At 61.4% G+C, this 16,281-nt stretch carries 20 protein-coding genes; 9 read left to right on the top strand and 11 right to left on the bottom strand.

The genetic code is table 11. From position 1 onward, the window contains the following. Positions 1 to 21: 21 nt before the first annotated feature. The gene (locus tag Q0L62_RS01375; RefSeq protein ID WP_296675337.1) at positions 22 to 1,545 is read right to left on the bottom strand and encodes a fumarate hydratase; all 1,524 of its coding nucleotides are present in this window, start codon (positions 1,543 to 1,545) and stop codon (positions 22 to 24) included. 155 nt (positions 1,546 to 1,700) lie between these two features. Between Q0L62_RS01375 and Q0L62_RS01370 the strand changes: the two genes are divergently transcribed. From Q0L62_RS01370 to Q0L62_RS01350, 5 genes are read left to right on the top strand one after another with little or no spacing between them, the layout of a single operon-like run. Continuing rightward, a complete protein-coding gene (locus Q0L62_RS01370; protein ID WP_296675335.1) occupies positions 1,701 to 2,288 on the top strand; it encodes a protein-L-isoaspartate O-methyltransferase in 588 nt (195 codons plus the stop codon). Between the two features lie 2 nt (positions 2,289 to 2,290). Continuing rightward, positions 2,291 to 3,718, top strand: coding sequence for a TolC family outer membrane protein (locus tag Q0L62_RS01365; protein WP_296675334.1), 1,428 nt, complete (start codon positions 2,291 to 2,293; stop codon positions 3,716 to 3,718). 38 nt (positions 3,719 to 3,756) lie between these two features. Next, positions 3,757 to 4,227, top strand: coding sequence for a DUF2497 domain-containing protein (locus Q0L62_RS01360; protein ID WP_296675549.1), 471 nt, complete (start codon positions 3,757 to 3,759; stop codon positions 4,225 to 4,227). A gap of 60 nt (positions 4,228 to 4,287) precedes the next feature. Continuing rightward, positions 4,288 to 6,426, top strand: a complete 2,139-nt coding sequence (locus tag Q0L62_RS01355) for a S9 family peptidase (RefSeq protein WP_296675330.1) — start codon at positions 4,288 to 4,290, stop codon at positions 6,424 to 6,426. Then, complete coding sequence (locus Q0L62_RS01350; protein WP_296675326.1) at positions 6,411 to 6,788, top strand: (2Fe-2S) ferredoxin domain-containing protein; 378 nt, start codon at positions 6,411 to 6,413, stop codon at positions 6,786 to 6,788. Before Q0L62_RS01355 ends, Q0L62_RS01350 begins: the two co-directional genes overlap by 16 nt. Here the strand turns inward: Q0L62_RS01350 and Q0L62_RS01345 are convergent. After that, complete coding sequence (locus Q0L62_RS01345; protein ID WP_296675323.1) at positions 6,776 to 7,081, bottom strand: hypothetical protein; 306 nt, start codon at positions 7,079 to 7,081, stop codon at positions 6,776 to 6,778. The two genes, Q0L62_RS01350 and Q0L62_RS01345, sit on opposite strands and share 13 nt — an antisense overlap. Positions 7,082 to 7,174: 93 nt before the next feature. Between Q0L62_RS01345 and Q0L62_RS01340 the strand changes: the two genes are divergently transcribed. The 3 genes from Q0L62_RS01340 to xth are packed head-to-tail and all read left to right on the top strand — an operon-like array spanning position 7,175 to position 8,744. Then, positions 7,175 to 7,603 carry a CBS domain-containing protein gene (locus Q0L62_RS01340; RefSeq protein ID WP_296675321.1) on the top strand — a complete coding sequence of 143 codons (429 nt, stop codon included), beginning with the start codon at positions 7,175 to 7,177 and terminating at the stop codon, positions 7,601 to 7,603. Positions 7,604 to 7,638: 35 nt separating this feature from the next. After that, a complete protein-coding gene (erpA, locus tag Q0L62_RS01335; RefSeq protein ID WP_296675315.1) occupies positions 7,639 to 7,971 on the top strand; it encodes an iron-sulfur cluster insertion protein ErpA in 333 nt (110 codons plus the stop codon). Further along, entirely contained in the window at positions 7,971 to 8,744 is a 774-nt protein-coding gene (xth, locus tag Q0L62_RS01330; protein WP_296675546.1) for an exodeoxyribonuclease III, read from the top strand. The genes erpA and xth overlap by 1 nt, the downstream gene beginning before the upstream one ends. Positions 8,745 to 8,774: 30 nt before the next feature. Here xth and Q0L62_RS01325 read toward each other — a convergent pair whose 3' ends face one another. The 9 genes from Q0L62_RS01325 to Q0L62_RS01285 form a co-directional block, all read right to left on the bottom strand. After that, positions 8,775 to 9,434: a cell wall hydrolase gene (locus Q0L62_RS01325; protein ID WP_296675313.1), complete on the bottom strand. Its 660-nt coding sequence runs from the start codon at positions 9,432 to 9,434 to the stop codon at positions 8,775 to 8,777. 190 nt (positions 9,435 to 9,624) lie between these two features. Continuing rightward, positions 9,625 to 9,972, bottom strand: coding sequence for a DUF1491 family protein (locus tag Q0L62_RS01320; protein ID WP_367183238.1), 348 nt, complete (start codon positions 9,970 to 9,972; stop codon positions 9,625 to 9,627). Between the two features lie 24 nt (positions 9,973 to 9,996). Continuing rightward, entirely contained in the window at positions 9,997 to 10,458 is a 462-nt protein-coding gene (locus Q0L62_RS01315) for a PTS sugar transporter subunit IIA (RefSeq protein ID WP_296675310.1), read from the bottom strand. Positions 10,459 to 10,584: 126 nt separating this feature from the next. Beyond that, positions 10,585 to 11,151, bottom strand: coding sequence for a ribosome-associated translation inhibitor RaiA (gene raiA / locus Q0L62_RS01310; protein ID WP_296675307.1), 567 nt, complete (start codon positions 11,149 to 11,151; stop codon positions 10,585 to 10,587). Between the two features lie 39 nt (positions 11,152 to 11,190). Then, positions 11,191 to 11,877, bottom strand: coding sequence for a DNA polymerase III subunit epsilon (dnaQ, locus tag Q0L62_RS01305; RefSeq protein WP_296675305.1), 687 nt, complete (start codon positions 11,875 to 11,877; stop codon positions 11,191 to 11,193). Between the two features lie 48 nt (positions 11,878 to 11,925). Beyond that, entirely contained in the window at positions 11,926 to 12,525 is a 600-nt protein-coding gene (gene coaE / locus Q0L62_RS01300) for a dephospho-CoA kinase (protein WP_296675302.1), read from the bottom strand. Continuing rightward, positions 12,522 to 13,379 (bottom strand): shikimate dehydrogenase, encoded by an 858-nt coding sequence (gene aroE, locus Q0L62_RS01295; protein WP_296675300.1) that lies wholly within the window; start codon positions 13,377 to 13,379, stop codon positions 12,522 to 12,524. Before aroE ends, coaE begins: the two co-directional genes overlap by 4 nt. Next, positions 13,376 to 13,963 (bottom strand): nucleoside triphosphate pyrophosphatase, encoded by a 588-nt coding sequence (locus Q0L62_RS01290; protein ID WP_296675297.1) that lies wholly within the window; start codon positions 13,961 to 13,963, stop codon positions 13,376 to 13,378. Before Q0L62_RS01290 ends, aroE begins: the two co-directional genes overlap by 4 nt. Then, the gene (locus Q0L62_RS01285; protein WP_296675540.1) at positions 13,960 to 14,790 is read right to left on the bottom strand and encodes a pyruvate, water dikinase regulatory protein; all 831 of its coding nucleotides are present in this window, start codon (positions 14,788 to 14,790) and stop codon (positions 13,960 to 13,962) included. The genes Q0L62_RS01290 and Q0L62_RS01285 overlap by 4 nt, the downstream gene beginning before the upstream one ends. Positions 14,791 to 15,108: 318 nt before the next feature. Here Q0L62_RS01285 and hemE point away from each other — a divergent pair, with 318 nt between their 5' ends. Beyond that, positions 15,109 to 16,134, top strand: a complete 1,026-nt coding sequence (hemE, locus tag Q0L62_RS01280; protein WP_296675295.1) for a uroporphyrinogen decarboxylase — start codon at positions 15,109 to 15,111, stop codon at positions 16,132 to 16,134. Positions 16,135 to 16,281: the final 147 nt, after the last annotated feature.

Raw genomic sequence — 16,281 nt, 5'->3', positions numbered from 1 at the left:
GCGTGGTTGGTCGAAGGGCCCTTACTTGGCCAGCAGTCCTTCACGGGCAATCTTTTCCTGCCACACCAGCGGGGCGATCTTGTGGACATTGTTGCCTTCGCTATCCACTGCGACGGTCACCGGCATATCTTCGACCGTGAACTCGTAGATCGCCTCCATGCCCAGATCTTCGAACGCGACCACCTTCGATTCGCGGATCGCCCGGGACACCAGATAGGCGGCACCGCCGACCGCCATCAGGTAGGCAACCTTGTGCCTGGCAATGCAATCGACCGCGCCTTGCCCGCGCTCGGCCTTGCCGATCATGGTCAGCAAGCCAAGTTCAAGCATCATGTCAGTGAACTTGTCCATCCGCGTCGCGGTTGTCGGGCCGGCGGGACCGACCACTTCGCCCAGAACCGGATCAACCGGACCGACATAGTAGATCGCCCGGCCCTTGAAATCGACTGGCAGAGCCTCACCCTTGGCCAGCATGTCCTGGATGCGCTTGTGCGCGGCATCGCGGCCCGTCAGCATCTTGCCGTTCAACAGCAGCCGGTCACCTTGCTTCCAGCTTTCCACCTCTTCGCGGGTCAGCGCATCAAGATTGACGCGCTTGGCCGCTTTATCCGGGGTCCAGTGCACGTCGGGCCATTCATCGAGCCGGGGCGCTTCAAGAAAGCTGGGGCCCGATCCGTCGAGCGTGAAATGGGCATGGCGCGTGGCGGCGCAGTTGGGGATCATGCCTACCGGCTTGCCCGCGGCGTGGCACGGCGCGTCCATGATCTTGACGTCGAGTATGGTTGACAGCCCGCCCAGTCCCTGCGCGCCGATCCCCAGTGCGTTGACCTTATCGAAAATCTCGATCCGCAGGGCTTCGACATCGGTCTTCGCGCCGCGCCGCTTCAGCTGGGCCATGTCGATCGGCTCCATCAGCGCTTGCTTGGCCAATACCATGCACTGTTCGGCCGTTCCTCCGATACCGATCCCCAGCATGCCCGGGGGGCACCAGCCGGCGCCCATCTGGGGCAACATCTCGATCACCCAGTCGACGATCGAATCGCTGGGGTTCATCATCTTGAACTTTGACTTGTTTTCACTCCCGCCGCCCTTGGCCGCAACATCGATCGACACGGTTCTGCCCGGCACCATTTCCACATGAAGCACGCAAGGGGTGTTGTCGCGGGTGTTGCGGCGGGTGAAAGCGGGGTCAGCCAGCACGCTGGCGCGCAGCTTGTTGTCGGGGTTGAGATAGGCCTTGCGCACCCCGTCATCGACCACGTCCTGCAGCGAACGGCGCGAATCAAGCCGGCATTCCGTGCCCCACTTGACGAACACGTTAACGATCCCGGTGTCTTGGCAGATCGGTCGGTGTCCTTCGGCGCACATTCGGCTGTTAGTCAGAATCTGGGCGATCGCGTCCTTGGCTGCCGGTCCCTGCTCGGCCTCATAGGCATCGCCCAGAGCCCGGATATAGTCCATCGGGTGGAAATAGCTGATGAACTGTAGCGCGTCGGCCACGCTTTCGATCAGGTCCTGCTCGCTGATGGTCACCATGTCGGTCATTCGCCGATTTCCCTCTTGAACTCGTGCTCGCCGCCCCATAGGCGCTGCACAACCCTGTCGTCAAAGTCGCTGTGGCGGGTTTTGGCGGGATCGCAGGGGTAGTTGCCTACCTGTTTTGCCTGTGTAATACAGTCCGCAATAAAGGACATCGATTGATGAGCGTAGCCACTCTGGACTCTGCTGCCGCCCGCAAGGCGATGATCGACAGCCAGCTGCGCCCCAGCGGCGTTAACGAGGAATGGGTCTTGGCCGCTATGGGCTCCGTCGCGCGCGAAGACTATGTCCCTGCCGCCGCACGCGGCCACGCTTATATCGACCGCGCCCTGCCGCTGGGTGATGGTCAGGCGCTGCCCGCTCCGCTGGTCCAGGGCACTATGCTGTGCCAAGCGGCGCCTCGCGCCGATGACAAGGTGCTGGTGGTCAGCTGCGGCAGCGATTACCTCGCCGCGCTGCTGCGCTCGCAAGTTACGGATGTGACTGTGGTTTCCGCCATGGCCGCTGCTGCCGGGGTCAAGGGTACCTTCAGTCTGATCCTGGTCGATGGCGCGATTGAGCATCTGTCCGACGGGCTGGCAAGCGCGCTGGCCGAAGGCGGGCGGATCGTTACCGGGCTGGTTCAGCGCGGCGTCACCCGGCTGGCATCGGGCCGCAAGATCGGCGGCAATGTCGCGCTGATCGCGCTTGCCGATATGGGTATTCCCACCCTGCCCTCTTTTTCTGCCCCCAAGAGCTGGAGCTTCTGACTATGCGCCTGATGCGCTTTGCCCTGCTTGCAGGGATGGCTCTGGCCGCGAGCCCGGCCCTGGCCGACGATCTGCGCGAAGCGCTGACCATGGCGTATGCCTCCAATCCGCAATTGCAAGCCGCCCGCGCCCAGCAGCGCGCGGTGGACGAAGGCGTGCCAATCGCGCGATCGTCCTCACTTCCATCGGTCAGTGCCGGTGCAACCTATACCGAGTTTCTGCACACCAGCGGGTCAAGCCCGCTGGCGCCCGATCGCAATCTGGGCTTCAATGTCGATGTCGGCATGCCGCTTTATGCCGGCGGAGCGATCAAAAATTCGATCCGCGCCGCACGCACGCGGGTCGCAGCCGGACAGGCTGATCTGCGCGCGACCGAATCAGGCGTGTTCAGCCAGGTGGTCGCAGCCTATATGGATGTGATCACCGGACAGGCCGTGGTCAATCTCAACCGCAGCAACACCAGAGCGCTGGGCGTCAATCTGCAAGCCACGCGCGACCGATTCGAGATCGGCGATCTGACCCGCACCGACGTTGCCCAGTCGCAGTCACGATTCGCCCTTGCCGGAGGACAGACCCGCAGCGCCGAGGCGCAGCTGATTTCCGCGCGCGAACGCTATATTCAGGTGGTTGGAAAAGCGCCCGTCGCGCTTCAGCCCCCTCCGCCGTTGCCGGGCCTGCCCGATTCGGTCGATGCGGCCGTCCAGACCGCGCTCGACAGCAATCCTGATCTTGTTGCCGCGCGCACGCGCAGCAAGGCCGCCGGTTTCGACACTGCCGTGGCAGGTTCGGGACGACTGCCCACAATCAGCGTATTCACCGGCGCGGACCGCAGCGATTATCTGGGCTCGAACGGCGTACCCGGCGCCGCGCAATCGTCGACCAGCGCGGTGGCCGGCATTCGCGCCTCGATCCCGTTGTTTCAGGGCGGCCTGCCCGCTGCGCAGCGACGTCAGGCGCAGGCCCGCGAAGGCGCGACGCTGGAGCAGGAAATCGGTATTGAACGCGAAGTGATCGCCGCCACCCGCTCAGCCTATGCCAGCTGGCAGGCGGCGACATCGCTGATCACCTCTTCGCAAACCGCAGTCGACGCTGCAGCGCTCAGTCTTGAAGGGGTGCGCGCTGAAAATACCGTCGGGAACCGCACCATCCTCGATATCCTCAACGCCGAACAGGAACTGCTTAACGCGCAGGTCCAGCTGGTGACGGCCAAGCGCAATGCCTATGTTGCCGGGTTCAATCTGCTGTCAGCTATGGGTAAGGCCGAAGCCCGCGATCTGGGGCTGGATGGCGGACCGCTGTATGATCCGGTTACGAATTACGACCGTGTCAAAAATATCATCTGGGATTGGCAAAGCGACCCCGCGCCCAAGCCCCAATCGACGCGGACCGTTGACACCCCGGCGCAGGACGGTTCAGTTATCAATCCGTGAATCAGTCCCGTCATGGGACAGCTGGGGGTAACAGGGCGATGCGCCAGGCTGGAGAACCATCGGTCGAGGAGATCCTCGAATCGATCAAAAAAGTGATCGCGCGCGACAACCGCGTTGGCGCTGCAGAAGAACGCAAGGACCGCGAAGAGCGCGGAATCTCGCGGGATACAGCACCTCAGACCGATCCTGCCGACGACGAGGTATTTGATCTGGCTGACGCCGATCTGGTCGATGCAGACGATGTTGATGATCAGGCGATGGCGCCCGACAGCCCTCTACTGACAGAGGATGCAACCAGTTCAATGCGCGATTCGCTGAGCGCGCTGGCGATGTTGGCCCAGCCGCCCGCTGCTCCGCAGATCGTCCGTTCGGGCGAAACCTCGCTCGAAGGGCTGACCCGCGAATTGCTGCGCCCGGCACTGGCGCAATGGCTCGACACCAATCTGCCGCCGCTGGTCGAACGAATGGTTGCTGCGGAAATTGCCCGGATCGTCGGCAAAAAGGTCTGATCCCGAAGGGCGAGGCAATTCATTTTGCCTTTGGCGCCAAGGCGTTTATCCCTGCCGCCCATGACGCACACCTTTTGGCTTGCAGCAGCGCTTTGCGCGGCCTCCGCCCTGTCCGCTGTTCCCGTCCAGGCACAAACCGCCCCGCCGATGAGCGCGCAGGATCTAGTCACTCTAGGGCGGCTTGGCGCTGTTGCGGTTTCACCCGATGGCAAGACCGTTGCCGTGGTGGTTACCACCACCGATCCCGCCACGTACAAGCGCAGCGGCGCCATCCGCTTTATCCCGCTGGGCCGCACCGGCGTGCAAACCCAGTTACCCTGGACCGGCGCCAGCGACCCTGCCTATGCGCCCGACGGTACGCTTTACTGGCTGTCGGCCAGTGGCATGGATGGCAAGCCCGCCGCTGACGGCTTGACCCAGGTTTGGGCCTTGCCGGCCAAGGCGCGCAGCGGCAATGCGCCGCCGGCCGCTGATTTCACGGCGATACAGGTCACCCGGTTCAAGGCCGATGTGGCCGGCTTCAAGGTTTCGCCCAATGGCAAGCGCTTGCTGGTCTGGGGCGATGTGGCACGCGATTGCCCGACATTGGGCTGCGAGAAAGACGGTAACACAGCACTGCCCGGCCCTGGCACCGGGCGGCTCTACAAGGATGGCAGCGGCTTTGTCCGGCACTGGGACGCGTGGGAAACTCCGGGCAATTACAGCCGCGGCTTCGTCGTCGATCTTGGCGCAGATGGGACAGCAAGCAGCGCGGTGGTCGCCATCGACGGCCCGTCCGATACGCTGACCGGAGATACCCCGTCCAAACCATTTGGCGGGGGCGAAGAACTGTCGTGGTCTGCCGATTCGAAGGGGGTCTATTTCACCGCCCGCCAGGCCGACCGCAACGAGCCGCTGTCGACCAATCTAGACGTGTGGCATTCCCCGATAGACGGGACAGCCCCGCACAACCTGACCCCCGACAATCTGGCAACTGACACCCTTCCTGCAGCATCGCCCGATGGCAAGTGGCTCGCCTGGGCAGCAATGGCGCGCCCCGGTTACGAAGCTGATCGACAGGTGTTGACCCTGCTCAGCCTGCAGACTGGCCAGAAACGCGCGCTCACTCAAGGTTGGGATCGCTCAGTTGGGTCAATTGACTGGATGCCCGATTCGCAAGGGATGATCGTTACTGCCAATGACGTGCTCGATAACCCGGCCTTTCGCGTCGATCTGGCCGGCAAGGTGACCCGCTTGGCGCTTTCGCCCGAGGTGAAGCGTGAAGGGCATATTGGCGCCGTGTTCCCCTTGCGCGACGGGCGGATCGTCTTCACCCGCGATTCGATTGCCGGTCCGGCCGAGCTCTACATTGCCGCGAAGGGCAAGCGCGGTATGCGGATTACGGATGTGGCCGCATCTGCCCTTGCCGCGCGTGCGTCCGTTGTCACCCAGCGCTTCAGCTTTGCCGGGGCAAATGGCGATACCGTGTGGGGCCAGATCACCAAGCCAGCTGGCGCAGCGGGCAGGCTGCCCGCGATCCTCTATGTCCACGGCGGGCCGCAAGGCAGTTTCAACGACAGCTGGTCCAACCGCTGGAACCCCCGCGTGGTGGCGAGCCAAGGTTACGCGGTCGTCTCGGTCGATTTTCATGGCAGTACCGGCTATGGTCAGGCCTTTACCGATGCGATCAACAAGGACTGGGGCGGCAAGCCGTTGGAGGATCTTCAAAAGGGATTTGCCGCGGCGGCGCGGCTTGATGCGCAGGTTGATCTGGCCAATTCCTGCGCGATGGGCGCCAGCTATGGCGGCTACATGATGAACTGGATTGCGGGAAAATGGCCCGACCAGTTCAAGTGCCTGGTCCAGCATGACGGCGTGTTCGATGCCCGGGCCATGGCCTATGAAACCGAAGAATTGTGGTTTGACGAATGGGAACACGGCGGCAAACCCTATTATGAGGCCGCTGCCGAGTACGAAAAGTGGAACCCGGTGAACCACGTCGACAAATGGAAGACTCCGATGCTGGTCATCACCGGCGAAAAGGATTTCCGCATTCCCTATACTCAGGGACTGGCCAGCTACACCGCCTTGCAGCGCAAGGGCGTGCCGAGCGAACTGCTGGTGTTCCCCGATGAAAACCATTGGGTGCTGAAACCCAAGAACTCACTGCAATGGCATCAAACTGTGTTTGACTGGTTGGGCCGGTGGCTGAAGAAGTGAGCACTGGGGCGCAAATTGCCAAGGCCCGTGCTGCGCTGACCAAGATCGGCGGTGAAGGCACGCGCCGCCACATCTTCCTTTGCGCCGAACCCGAAAAGGGCGAGTGCTGTTCGCGCAGCGTCGGCGCGCCTGCGTGGAAATACCTCAAAAAACGTTTGAAGCAGCTCGACCTTGATGGCGGCGGCGGCGTTGCGCGGACCAAGGCGGACTGCCTGCGAATCTGCGCTGCGGGGCCGGTCGCCGTGGTCTGGCCGGACGGGGTCTGGTATCATTCATGCACAGAACCGGTGCTGGAACGCATCATTCAGGAACATCTGATCGGCGGCGTTCCGGTCGAGGATTACCGGCTTTACCCGACCTGATCGTCCCGCCGTTCAAAATCACGGACGGCGTCATCATGGCCGGTTCCACTCGACAGGAAAAGCAGGCTCATCAACGCCCCGGTCATCATGATCATGGCGCCGATGCCCAGCGCCGCGGCGATGTAGAAGTGGATTGAAACCAGCCCGAACTGGTTGAAAAACCACGCCACCGCGCCAGCTGCTGACAGGACTGAAACCAGTGCCCAGCCGCGCAGCATCCGGCGAAACCGGTTCCAGGCAAACTGAGCGTTTTCAACATTGTCGAGCGGAGAGCGGACCATGACGCTGTTCATGATCGCAAGTCTGGCGGCTGACAAGTGGCGGACTGGCCAATTCACAGGCTTCGTGGCATCATGGCGGCACCATACATCTGCGGGAGAGCGCCCATGACAATTGCACGCCTGATCCAGGAGCGCAGCGGCGCGATCATCAGCTGCGATGCGTCAATCAGCGTGGCCGAAGCGGTGGCCATTTTGGCCGATCGCCGCATCGGCGCATTGCCGGTTATGCAGGAAGGCCGTGTTGCGGGAATATTTTCCGAACGCGATGTCGTCTATCAACTGGCCGCCCATGGTCCAACCATGCTGAACAAGCGGGTGGGCGACGTCATGACATCGCCAGCCATATCGGTAGACCCGCAGACCGGAGTGCTTGACGCCTTGGGCTTGATGACCCGGCGGCGCGTACGCCACTTGCCGGTAGTCGACGACGGACAGCTAACCGACTTTGTCTCGATCGGTGATCTGGTGAAATACCGTATCGACAACATAGTGGCGGAAGCCGAAGCGATGCGCAGCTATATCCAGAGCGCGTAGTTGCTGCAAAGGGACAGACACCCTACATCGGCTGCATGGACATCCAGACCATGACCCTTAGCCATTCCGCCGCCGCGCGCGTGGCGGCAATCGCAGCCAAGCAGGGTAAGCCCGCAATCTTGCGCCTGGCCGTCGAAGGCGGCGGTTGTTCGGGCTTCCAGTACAAGTTTGAACTGGCCGATGCACCAGACCCTGACGACCTCAAGGTTGAAACCGACGGGGTTGCGCTGGTGGTTGATCCGGTCAGCCTTGATCTGGTCGCCGGCAGCATGGTCGATTTTGTCGAATCGCTTGGCGGATCAGCTTTTCAAGTGACCAATCCCAACGCGGCAAGCGGTTGCGGGTGCGGATCCAGCTTCGCCATCTGATGAAGATCGCCACGTTCAACATCAACGGTATCAAGGCGCGGCTGCCGCGGCTGCTGGAATGGCTGGAAGAAACGCGGCCAAGCGTGGCCTGCCTGCAGGAGATCAAATCCCAGGATGACGGGTTTCCGGCCGCAGACTTTGAAAAGATCGGTTATCACGCGATATGGCATGGCCAGAAAAGTTTCAACGGCGTGGCGATTCTGGCGGATGGAATAGTCCCAACCGAAGTTCAGCGCGGTCTGGCGGGCGAGGACGAGGATGACCATTCACGCTACCTAGAAGCCGATGTTTTCGGCACACGGGTGGCCTGCATCTATCTGCCCAACGGCAATCCGCAGCCCGGCCCCAAGTTCGATTACAAGCTGCGCTGGATGGACCGGCTGCGCAGCCGCATGCGCGAAATCGCTGCCCAGGAAGTACCGGCAATCATTCTGGGTGATTACAATGTCATTCCGAATGATAGCGATGTTTGGTCACCCACTGCGATGGCCGCGGATGCCTTGATGCAACCGGCATCACGCGATGCGTATTCCCGCTTACTATGTGACGGCTGGACAGATGCGCTCGCCACCCACAATCCGCAAGGCGGCGTGTGGACCTATTGGGACTACCAGGCCGGCGCCTGGCAGCGCGATCACGGCTTTCGCATAGACCATGGGCTTTTGTCGCCCGAGCTGGCCGACCGGCTGGTCGCCTGCGGCGTTGATAAAGACCACCGCGGCCGCGAAAAAGCCAGTGACCATGCTCCGGTTTGGTTTGAGTTTGGAGCGTAGCGATAAGGGTTAAGGCCAACCGGCCCGTGCTCACCGATAAAAGACGTGATTGTCGACTCGGGCCAGGCGGGTCAGGCGCCAGCCGGGCGAAACATAGGCGGCGTGAAAGAACAACGCGCCTTCGGCCGGACTTTTCCACGCGCCAGAATGGGCTATCTGGGCGATTGCCACAGCGTTCTTCCACTGCTTCGAAGCCTTGGGGATCGCAGGCATGGACGCGCCGCGCACGAACGAGAACTGCGAACGCTGAAAAACCACGCCGCAATAAGAGTCAGGGAAACGGCCCGATTTTGACCGCGCCACGACCACTCGTCCGACAGCGAGCTGTCCGGCAAGCGATTCGCTCTTCGATTCGAAATAAATCGCACCGGCCAGGCAGTTCAGTTCCCGCGAGAGGTCGCTAACCTTGGGTTGAGCGGCAACCATCGCGGCCAACGACGCGGCTTTGGGTATGACGGGAAGGGGAAGGGCATCGGCAACCGGGTCGGTTTCCGGACCAGTGCCTTCGGTGACCACGGCCGGCGCTTGCGGCGTGGTGATCAAGATCGACGCTTGAGGAGTCGGCTCCTGAATTGCCGTGTCAGCCTTGGCGGCCTGAGCGGCAGCGCCCGAACCGTCGGCGCTGAAGACTATCGTCATTACTGTGGCGGCCATGGCAAGTGCGCTGGCCTTGTTAAGCTTGCGGCTCATTCGTCCGTCGTATTGGGCGGTGGACGCGCCAGAACAAGGTCGGATCGGGATCGCCTGAGCCATCCGATACCAGCTGAAACCCTGCCGGCTGTCCCCCGTCTGCGTGCTAGCGTGACGGGCCTAGGTGCCCCCCGCGCCGCCTGCGCACAAACAAAAGGTGCGCGCCCCTAGTTGCCGCAGTGCAGCAGAGTCAATCAATAGTTCCCGACAATCCGATGAACCGTTCACCATTCGCGATATCCAGTTCAACAATCCACAAATCGGGGTCCTGCGCTCGTCGGCGGTTTAGAAATTCCGATGTTTTTTGTTTATTTTCAATGTCTTCCGTAAATGTCAGACGCCAAGATCGCTGACCCGTAGCAGTTGGCATTCGCTCATAGATGCGCGCATTTTCGCCCTTGTCGATGGTTAATACGAGGATTGTGCCAGCGTCGCGTTCACCTTTTGCGGCAACCACGGCAAAACCGCCCGCAGCCTCAACAGCGCGGACCAGCCCGGCAACTTCAAGATGAGCGGGAAAGCGCGGTTCGATGATCAAGGACCGGTCAGGCGCAAACCGAAATCAGGCCGCGTCGCGGTCTATCGAATTGGCCAGCAGGCTGTAGAGCGCCTCGGAACCCGGCGCTTCGCCCAAGGCCTGGTGCATCGTTTCGTCGCGCATCATGCGGCTGATCGCGGCAAGGGCGTGAAGATGCGCTGCGCCCGCCTGTTCGGGCGATAACAGACCAAAGACCATGTCAACCGGCATGCCGTCGGCAGCATCAAACGCAACGGGCGTATCGAGACGAAAGAACGCCGCCACAGGACGGCTCAAATCCGGCATCCGGGCGTGAGGTATCGCAACGCCTCGGCCAAATCCGGTGCTGCCTAGCTTTTCGCGTTCTTCGATTCGTTCCAGCACGAGCACGGGATCCAGCCCGTAAACCGATGCGAACCGGTCAGCCAGGCTAGCCAGGATGATTGGCTTGGTATCAGCCAAGATCATGCCGACAGCATTGGGGGAAAGGGTAAATAGTGCGGTCATTTCAGGGGCGCTAGCTTCCGTAAAACGGCAAAAGGGGGGCACAGGTGCAAGGTCAACTGCGGAAGCACCGCAACTGTTCCCCTGATCCTCACCCCCCGGAAAGTGCGCGGGCCTTTACCCTGTCCGTTACGAAGGTTCAACCCAACCGATCGAACCATCGCCGCGGCGGTAAACCATGTTGTGACGACCAGTACCCGTATTTTTGAAAAGGAGTGCGTTGGTATTACGCAGATCAAGCATCATAACGGCATCGGAAACTGTTGTTTCGGGCACGTCGACGCGGGTTTCGGCAATGACCACCGGGGCATCGGCGGAAACTTCTTCCGCTGCATGGTCAGGCTCTTCGAACACGGTATAGGCAGCGTCTTCCGCGCGGTTGGCGTGGCTGTGCTGTTCGTGGCGGTCCTTGATCCGGCGCTTGTAGCGGCGCAGCTGCTTGTCGATTTTTTCCGCTGCCTGGTCGAGCGCAACGTGCGCGTCCTGCGCGATGCCGGCACCCTTGAGCACTAATCCCTGCATGGCGTGCGTGACGATATCGCAGCGAAAGGCGTTGGCCGGTGCGCGGTTGAATGTAACGGTGCTGGACAGCGCCTGGCCGAAATACTTGTCGACAATGGCGGAAAGGCGTTCCTGCGCATGACTTTGCAGGGCTTCGCCGGTTTCAACCTGATGGCCGGAAACGCGAATATCCATGAATCACTTACTCCTGTCTTCGAACCCCGAAAGCTCGGATCAGGACTGCCAGAGCGGCGCCTTGACCGTTTCGAGGAAGGCAGCATGTGCCGCCAGTTCCGTCTCATTTGGCCGGTGGGGCCGCGCGGGGCGAAGGGGTCGTTCGCGAACCGTCAAGGTGACGGAGGCGGCTACCAGACTGTCCACCGCATCCTCCGCCAGGTGAAGCCCGATCTGGCGTCCGCCGGTCAGTTCAACATAGACCTGGGCCAGCAATTCGGCGTCAAGGAGCGCACCGTGCAACGTCCTGTGGCTTCGGTCGATGCCATAGCGGGAGCACAATGCATCGAGGCTGAGCTTGGCGCCGGGGTGCCGAATCCGTGCCAGCGCGACAGTATCGATCATCCGCGCCCGGTCGACCGGATCAAGGCCGCACATCTCCAGTTCGGTATTGAGGAAGCCGAAATCGAATCCGGCGTTATGCGCAACCAGCGGGGAATCGCCCAGAAAAGCGAGTAGATCGGCGGCGCGCTCATGAAAGCGGGGCTTGTCCGACAGGAAAGTGATCGACAGCCCGTGCACCGCTTCGGCGGCCTGGGGCATGTCACGATCGGGGTTGAAATAGGCGTGAAAGGTTTGCCCGGTTGTAACCCGATTGACCATTTCGATGCAGCCGATTTCCACCATGCGGTCGCCGGTCTTGGGATCAAGGCCGGTGGTCTCGGTATCGAATATGATTTCACGCATTAAGGGGAATATCTGCCTGTCCGCGCGCCTGCGCAAGGGGGCGCGGCGCTATTTTTCGGCAGTGGTGATCCCGTGCACCAATGCTTTGACGGCATCGCGCGTTTGATTCAGCGTCATGCCGGTGTCGATTACGTAGTCGGCCCGGCTGCGTTTGTCCGCATCGGACACCTGCAGTGCCAGAATCTGTTCAAACTTTTGCGCCGTCATGCCCGGCCGCGCCAAGACCCTGGCGCGCTGCATTTCCGGCGGTGCCGAGACGACCACCACCGCATCAAGCCCGTGCTGGCCGGTTTTTTCGTACAGCAAAGGAATATCGAAAACGATCAGCTCTGCGTTCGCATTGTCAGCCAGAAAGGTGCGGCGCATTTCAGCCACTTCGGGGTGAACGATGGCCTCAAGCCGTGTTAGCGCTTCGGCATCACCAAACACCGCCGCACCAAGCCGTGGCCGGTCGACCCCGCCCGGGCCGGTCGTTCCCGGGAACGCACGCTCGATCGGGGCCACGCAAGCGCCGTCAGGGCCTTGCAGTTCGTGCACCGCAGCGTCGGCATCGAACACCGGCACACCAAGGGCGCGGAACATTTCGGCTACGGCTGATTTGCCCATACCGATCGATCCGGTCAGACCCAGGATGAAGGGCTTGCTCATCGCGTCAAACGGTCGCGCAGCTCGGCGTCGTATTTGCGCGGCGCAGGTTGGCCGAAAAACAATTCGAATGCCGCAGCGGCCTGACCGATCAACATGGCCAGACCGTCGACCGTTTCAAACCCCCGTTCGCGCGCCGCGACCAGCAACGGCGTTTCAAGGGGATGAGTAACGATGTCATAGATTATACTTCCCGGGGGGACGTGGCTGAAATCCAGTTCAAGCGGTGACTGCCCCGCCATGCCGAGAGGGCTGGCATTGACCACGATGTCACAGATTCCTTGCCTGTCATCGAAAGCAAAATCGGTCGGCTGAGCAAAGTGCGCAAGCTGGACCGCGTGGTTGTCATCACCATGAGCCAGTTCGCCCAGCAATTCGGCGGCTTTTGCCGGATCACGTGCAGCCAGCACAATGGCAAACCCGGCGTTGGACAGCGCACTGACAATCGCGCGCGCGGCTCCGCCAGCACCGAACACGCGGGCAATGCGGAAAAGGTGCTGCTGGCCCAGCAGCGGCTGGAGCGGTTCGAGGAATCCGGCTACATCGGTGTTGGTTCCGGCAAGCACGCCGTGGGCACTGCGAACCACTGTGTTGACAGCCCCGATCCGCTGGGCGGCCGCATCGATTTGGTCCACCAGCGGCATGATAGCCTGTTTATGCGGCATGGTTACATTGCAGCCAAGCCAGGCCGTGTCGGTTCGACGCTGTGCGAGATATGTTTCCAGCCCGTCAGGGGGCACCTGGCATGCACGGTAACCCGCATCGATACCGAGCTTGTCCAACCAGAATGAATGGATCGCAGGCGACTTCGACTGTGCGATTGGATCGCCGATCACCTCGGCATAGGGGCGCGTCATGCCGAAATTGCCTTCAACTCGCGCAGGGCCCGCAATACCAGGAACAACGGCATTCCCAGCACGGTGAAATGATCACCGCGAATCTCTTCGAACAATTGAATGCCGAGCCCCTCAATCCGGAATACCCCGACGCAGCCGGCCACGGCTGGCCATTCGTGATCGAGGTATCCAGCGATGAAGCGATCCGACAGATCGCGGAAGGCCAGAGTTGCCGTATCAACCTGCTTCCACAGGCACCGCCCGCCGCGGGCCAAAGCGGCGGCGGAATGGAGCGACATATGCTTGCCTGAAAACAAGCGCAGGTGTGCGGCCGCCTCATCCCGGCTGGCGGGCTTGTCGAAGCGGCGCCCACCCACCACGACCAGAGAATCACTCCCCAGCACCAGGTCGCCCGGTCTTTGGCGCGACACCGCTTCGGCCTTGGCCTGGGCAAGGGCAAGAGCAATAGTTTCGGGCATCGAGCTTGACAGTTCAGCTTCGATCGCCCGCTCGTCAAGATGAGCGGGAACCGCCTGATGCAGCACACCGGCCGCCTTCAGCATAGCGCTGCGTGAGGCGCTTTGCGAAGCAAGGATCAAGGTCATTCCGCCGCAGCCTCGCGCGCGGCCAGAAACTCGTTGTAGAGGTTGATGATCGCCGCTGCAGCCTCTTCGATCGAGCGTCGGGTAACATCGATCACCGGCCAGTCGTTGTCGGCAAACATGCGCCGCGCAAACTGCACTTCCTTGGCAACGCGATCTTCATCCACATAGGCCGTTTCGGGCGCCTGGTTAAGCGACAGCAAGCGATTGCGGCGTACTTGGATCAACCGTTCTGGCGCAGTCGTCAGCCCGACCACCAGCGGATGTCGCAGGCCGTAGAGTGCTGAAGGCGGCGGACTTTCCACAACGATCGGTATGTTGGCCACCTTGTAACCCCGGTTGGCCAGATAAATGCTGGTCGGGGTCTTGGAACTTCGCGAAACGCCGGCGAGCACGATGTCGGCTTCTTCCCAGTCTTCCCACAGCACGCCATCATCATGCGCGATGGTAAACTGGATCGCATCGACCCGCGCAAAGTATGCCTCATCCATCATATGCTGGCGGCCAGGCCGGGCCTTGGGGTGCTGGCCCAGTGCGCTTTCTAGTGCTTCGACCGCTGCATCAAGCACTGGAACGATTGGCAGGCCAAGCGTGCGGCACTGCTCTTCCAGCCGGGTGCGGGTTTCGGCATTGACCAGCGTGAAGAATACCACGCCCGGATTGCTGGCGATTTCACCCATGATCCGGTCAAGGTGTTGTTGGCTGCGGACCATCGGCCAAAAATGGCGCGATACATCCGCTCCCTCGAACTGCGCGAGCGCTGCCTTGGCGATCATCTCCAGGGTTTCGCCGGTTGAATCGGACAAAAGATGCAGGTGCAGGCGCGGCATGACGGGATCGGAAAAGCCCCTGTGGACAGAGGCCCGCATAAACCACGGGACAACAGCAGGCACAAGTTCGGCAAGGGATTCGCTGCCCGCAACCGGCCTTCGAAATGGACTCTTGTGGACAGGGGGAAACTGTTCCCCACAGGCTGGGGATAGCGGGCATAGCTTAAGCTTGACGCGCAGGGGTAGGGATTCGCCGTTGCGCTTGGCCCTGTTCAGTCCGGCACAAATCAGGCAAGGGCGCGTCGTCCCCGCTTTCCACAGCACAACAACCTACAGAATCCTTTTAAGAATCTTATTGTTTTGATTAGGAATCGCCCGATGCCCGGTTTGCTCCTACGTACCCTGCGGGGTGAAAACTCCAGTGATCGGCCAGTCTGGCTGATGCGCCAAGCGGGGCGTTATCTTCCCGAATATCGCGCTTTGCGTGAACAGAAGGGCGGGTTCCTGCCGCTGGTTTATGATAGCGAAGCGGCGGCCGAAATCACCTTGCAGCCGATCCGCCGGTTCGGCTTTGACGGGGCAATCCTGTTTTCGGATATCCTGATCGTTCCTTATGCCATGGGCCAGGATCTTGAGTTCCTGGCGGGCGAGGGGCCACACCTCTCCCCGCGGTTGGCGGACGCGGCGCTGGCCGCGCTTCACGCGGTGCCCGAGCGGCTTTCCCCGATCTATGAAACAGTCAAGTTGGTGCGCGCGGCCCTGCCCGCAGACAAGACGATGCTGGGTTTTGCCGGCAGCCCGTGGACCGTCGCGACCTATATGGTCAACGGTCAGGGCAGCCGCGACCAGCATGACACCCGTGCCATGGCTTACCGCGATCCGGCCGCGTTCCAGGCCATCATCGATGCGATCACTGCGGTGACGGTCGAATATCTTGGCGGCCAGATCCTGGCAGGGGCCGAGGCAGTGCAATTGTTTGACAGCTGGGCTGGCAGCCTGGCTCCTGCAGAGTTCGAACGCTGGGTGGTGGCACCCAACGCAGCGATTGTGTCAGCGCTTCGCCAGCGATTTCCTGACGTTCCGATCATCGGCTTTCCCAAGGGCGCGGGCGAGAAACTCGATGCCTATGTCCGCGAGACCAAAGTTGATGCAGTGGGGATCGACGAAACGGTCGATCCGCTGTGGGCGGCACGTGTACTTCCTTCTCGCATGCCAGTGCAGGGCAATCTTGATCCCCTCCTGCTCTTGGCAGGAGGAGCGGAACTGGAGCGCCAAACGCTGAAAATCCTCGATACTTTTGCTGATCGACCCCACGTGTTCAACCTGGGACACGGGATTGGTCAGACCACACCGGTCGAGAATGTTGGCCATTTACTGGCGCTGGTTCGGGGTTGGCGTCCTTAAGGCATGCTATGTGGCCTGCTTGCACTGGTTGCCGGTTAATTGTGTTCGCCAAGCATTTCGGACATTGAGAGATTGTTGCGCCGGGTCTAGAACTGAACAGCTAACCACGACCGCATAAGGTCGGGCCGGATTTCAATGGGAGTCGAT

This window comes from Novosphingobium sp. (assembly GCF_024642085.1).
In the GTDB taxonomy this organism is placed as follows: domain Bacteria; phylum Pseudomonadota; class Alphaproteobacteria; order Sphingomonadales; family Sphingomonadaceae; genus Novosphingobium.
The sequence above is the reverse complement of the archived record's forward strand: the minus strand, read 5'-3'. Positions and strand labels throughout refer to the sequence as shown.

Bases quoted from the DNA above. Each gene is read 5' to 3' on its own strand.
- Q0L62_RS01375 (WP_296675337.1), bottom strand. From the start codon at position 1,545: ATGACCGACATGGTGACCATCAGCGAGCAGGACCTGATCGAAAGCGTG.
- Q0L62_RS01370 (WP_296675335.1), top strand. From the start codon at position 1,701: ATGAGCGTAGCCACTCTGGACTCTGCTGCCGCCCGCAAGGCGATGATC.
- Q0L62_RS01365 (WP_296675334.1), top strand. From the start codon at position 2,291: ATGCGCCTGATGCGCTTTGCCCTGCTTGCAGGGATGGCTCTGGCCGCG.
- Q0L62_RS01360 (WP_296675549.1), top strand. From the start codon at position 3,757: ATGCGCCAGGCTGGAGAACCATCGGTCGAGGAGATCCTCGAATCGATC.
- Q0L62_RS01355 (WP_296675330.1), top strand. From the start codon at position 4,288: ATGACGCACACCTTTTGGCTTGCAGCAGCGCTTTGCGCGGCCTCCGCC.
- Q0L62_RS01345 (WP_296675323.1), bottom strand. From the start codon at position 7,081: ATGAACAGCGTCATGGTCCGCTCTCCGCTCGACAATGTTGAAAACGCT.
- Q0L62_RS01340 (WP_296675321.1), top strand. From the start codon at position 7,175: ATGACAATTGCACGCCTGATCCAGGAGCGCAGCGGCGCGATCATCAGC.
- erpA (WP_296675315.1), top strand. From the start codon at position 7,639: ATGGACATCCAGACCATGACCCTTAGCCATTCCGCCGCCGCGCGCGTG.
- xth (WP_296675546.1), top strand. From the start codon at position 7,971: ATGAAGATCGCCACGTTCAACATCAACGGTATCAAGGCGCGGCTGCCG.
- Q0L62_RS01325 (WP_296675313.1), bottom strand. From the start codon at position 9,434: ATGAGCCGCAAGCTTAACAAGGCCAGCGCACTTGCCATGGCCGCCACA.
- Q0L62_RS01315 (WP_296675310.1), bottom strand. From the start codon at position 10,458: ATGACCGCACTATTTACCCTTTCCCCCAATGCTGTCGGCATGATCTTG.
- raiA (WP_296675307.1), bottom strand. From the start codon at position 11,151: ATGGATATTCGCGTTTCCGGCCATCAGGTTGAAACCGGCGAAGCCCTG.
- dnaQ (WP_296675305.1), bottom strand. From the start codon at position 11,877: ATGCGTGAAATCATATTCGATACCGAGACCACCGGCCTTGATCCCAAG.
- coaE (WP_296675302.1), bottom strand. From the start codon at position 12,525: ATGAGCAAGCCCTTCATCCTGGGTCTGACCGGATCGATCGGTATGGGC.
- aroE (WP_296675300.1), bottom strand. From the start codon at position 13,379: ATGACGCGCCCCTATGCCGAGGTGATCGGCGATCCAATCGCACAGTCG.
- Q0L62_RS01290 (WP_296675297.1), bottom strand. From the start codon at position 13,963: ATGACCTTGATCCTTGCTTCGCAAAGCGCCTCACGCAGCGCTATGCTG.
- Q0L62_RS01285 (WP_296675540.1), bottom strand. From the start codon at position 14,790: ATGCCGCGCCTGCACCTGCATCTTTTGTCCGATTCAACCGGCGAAACC.
- hemE (WP_296675295.1), top strand. From the start codon at position 15,109: ATGCCCGGTTTGCTCCTACGTACCCTGCGGGGTGAAAACTCCAGTGAT.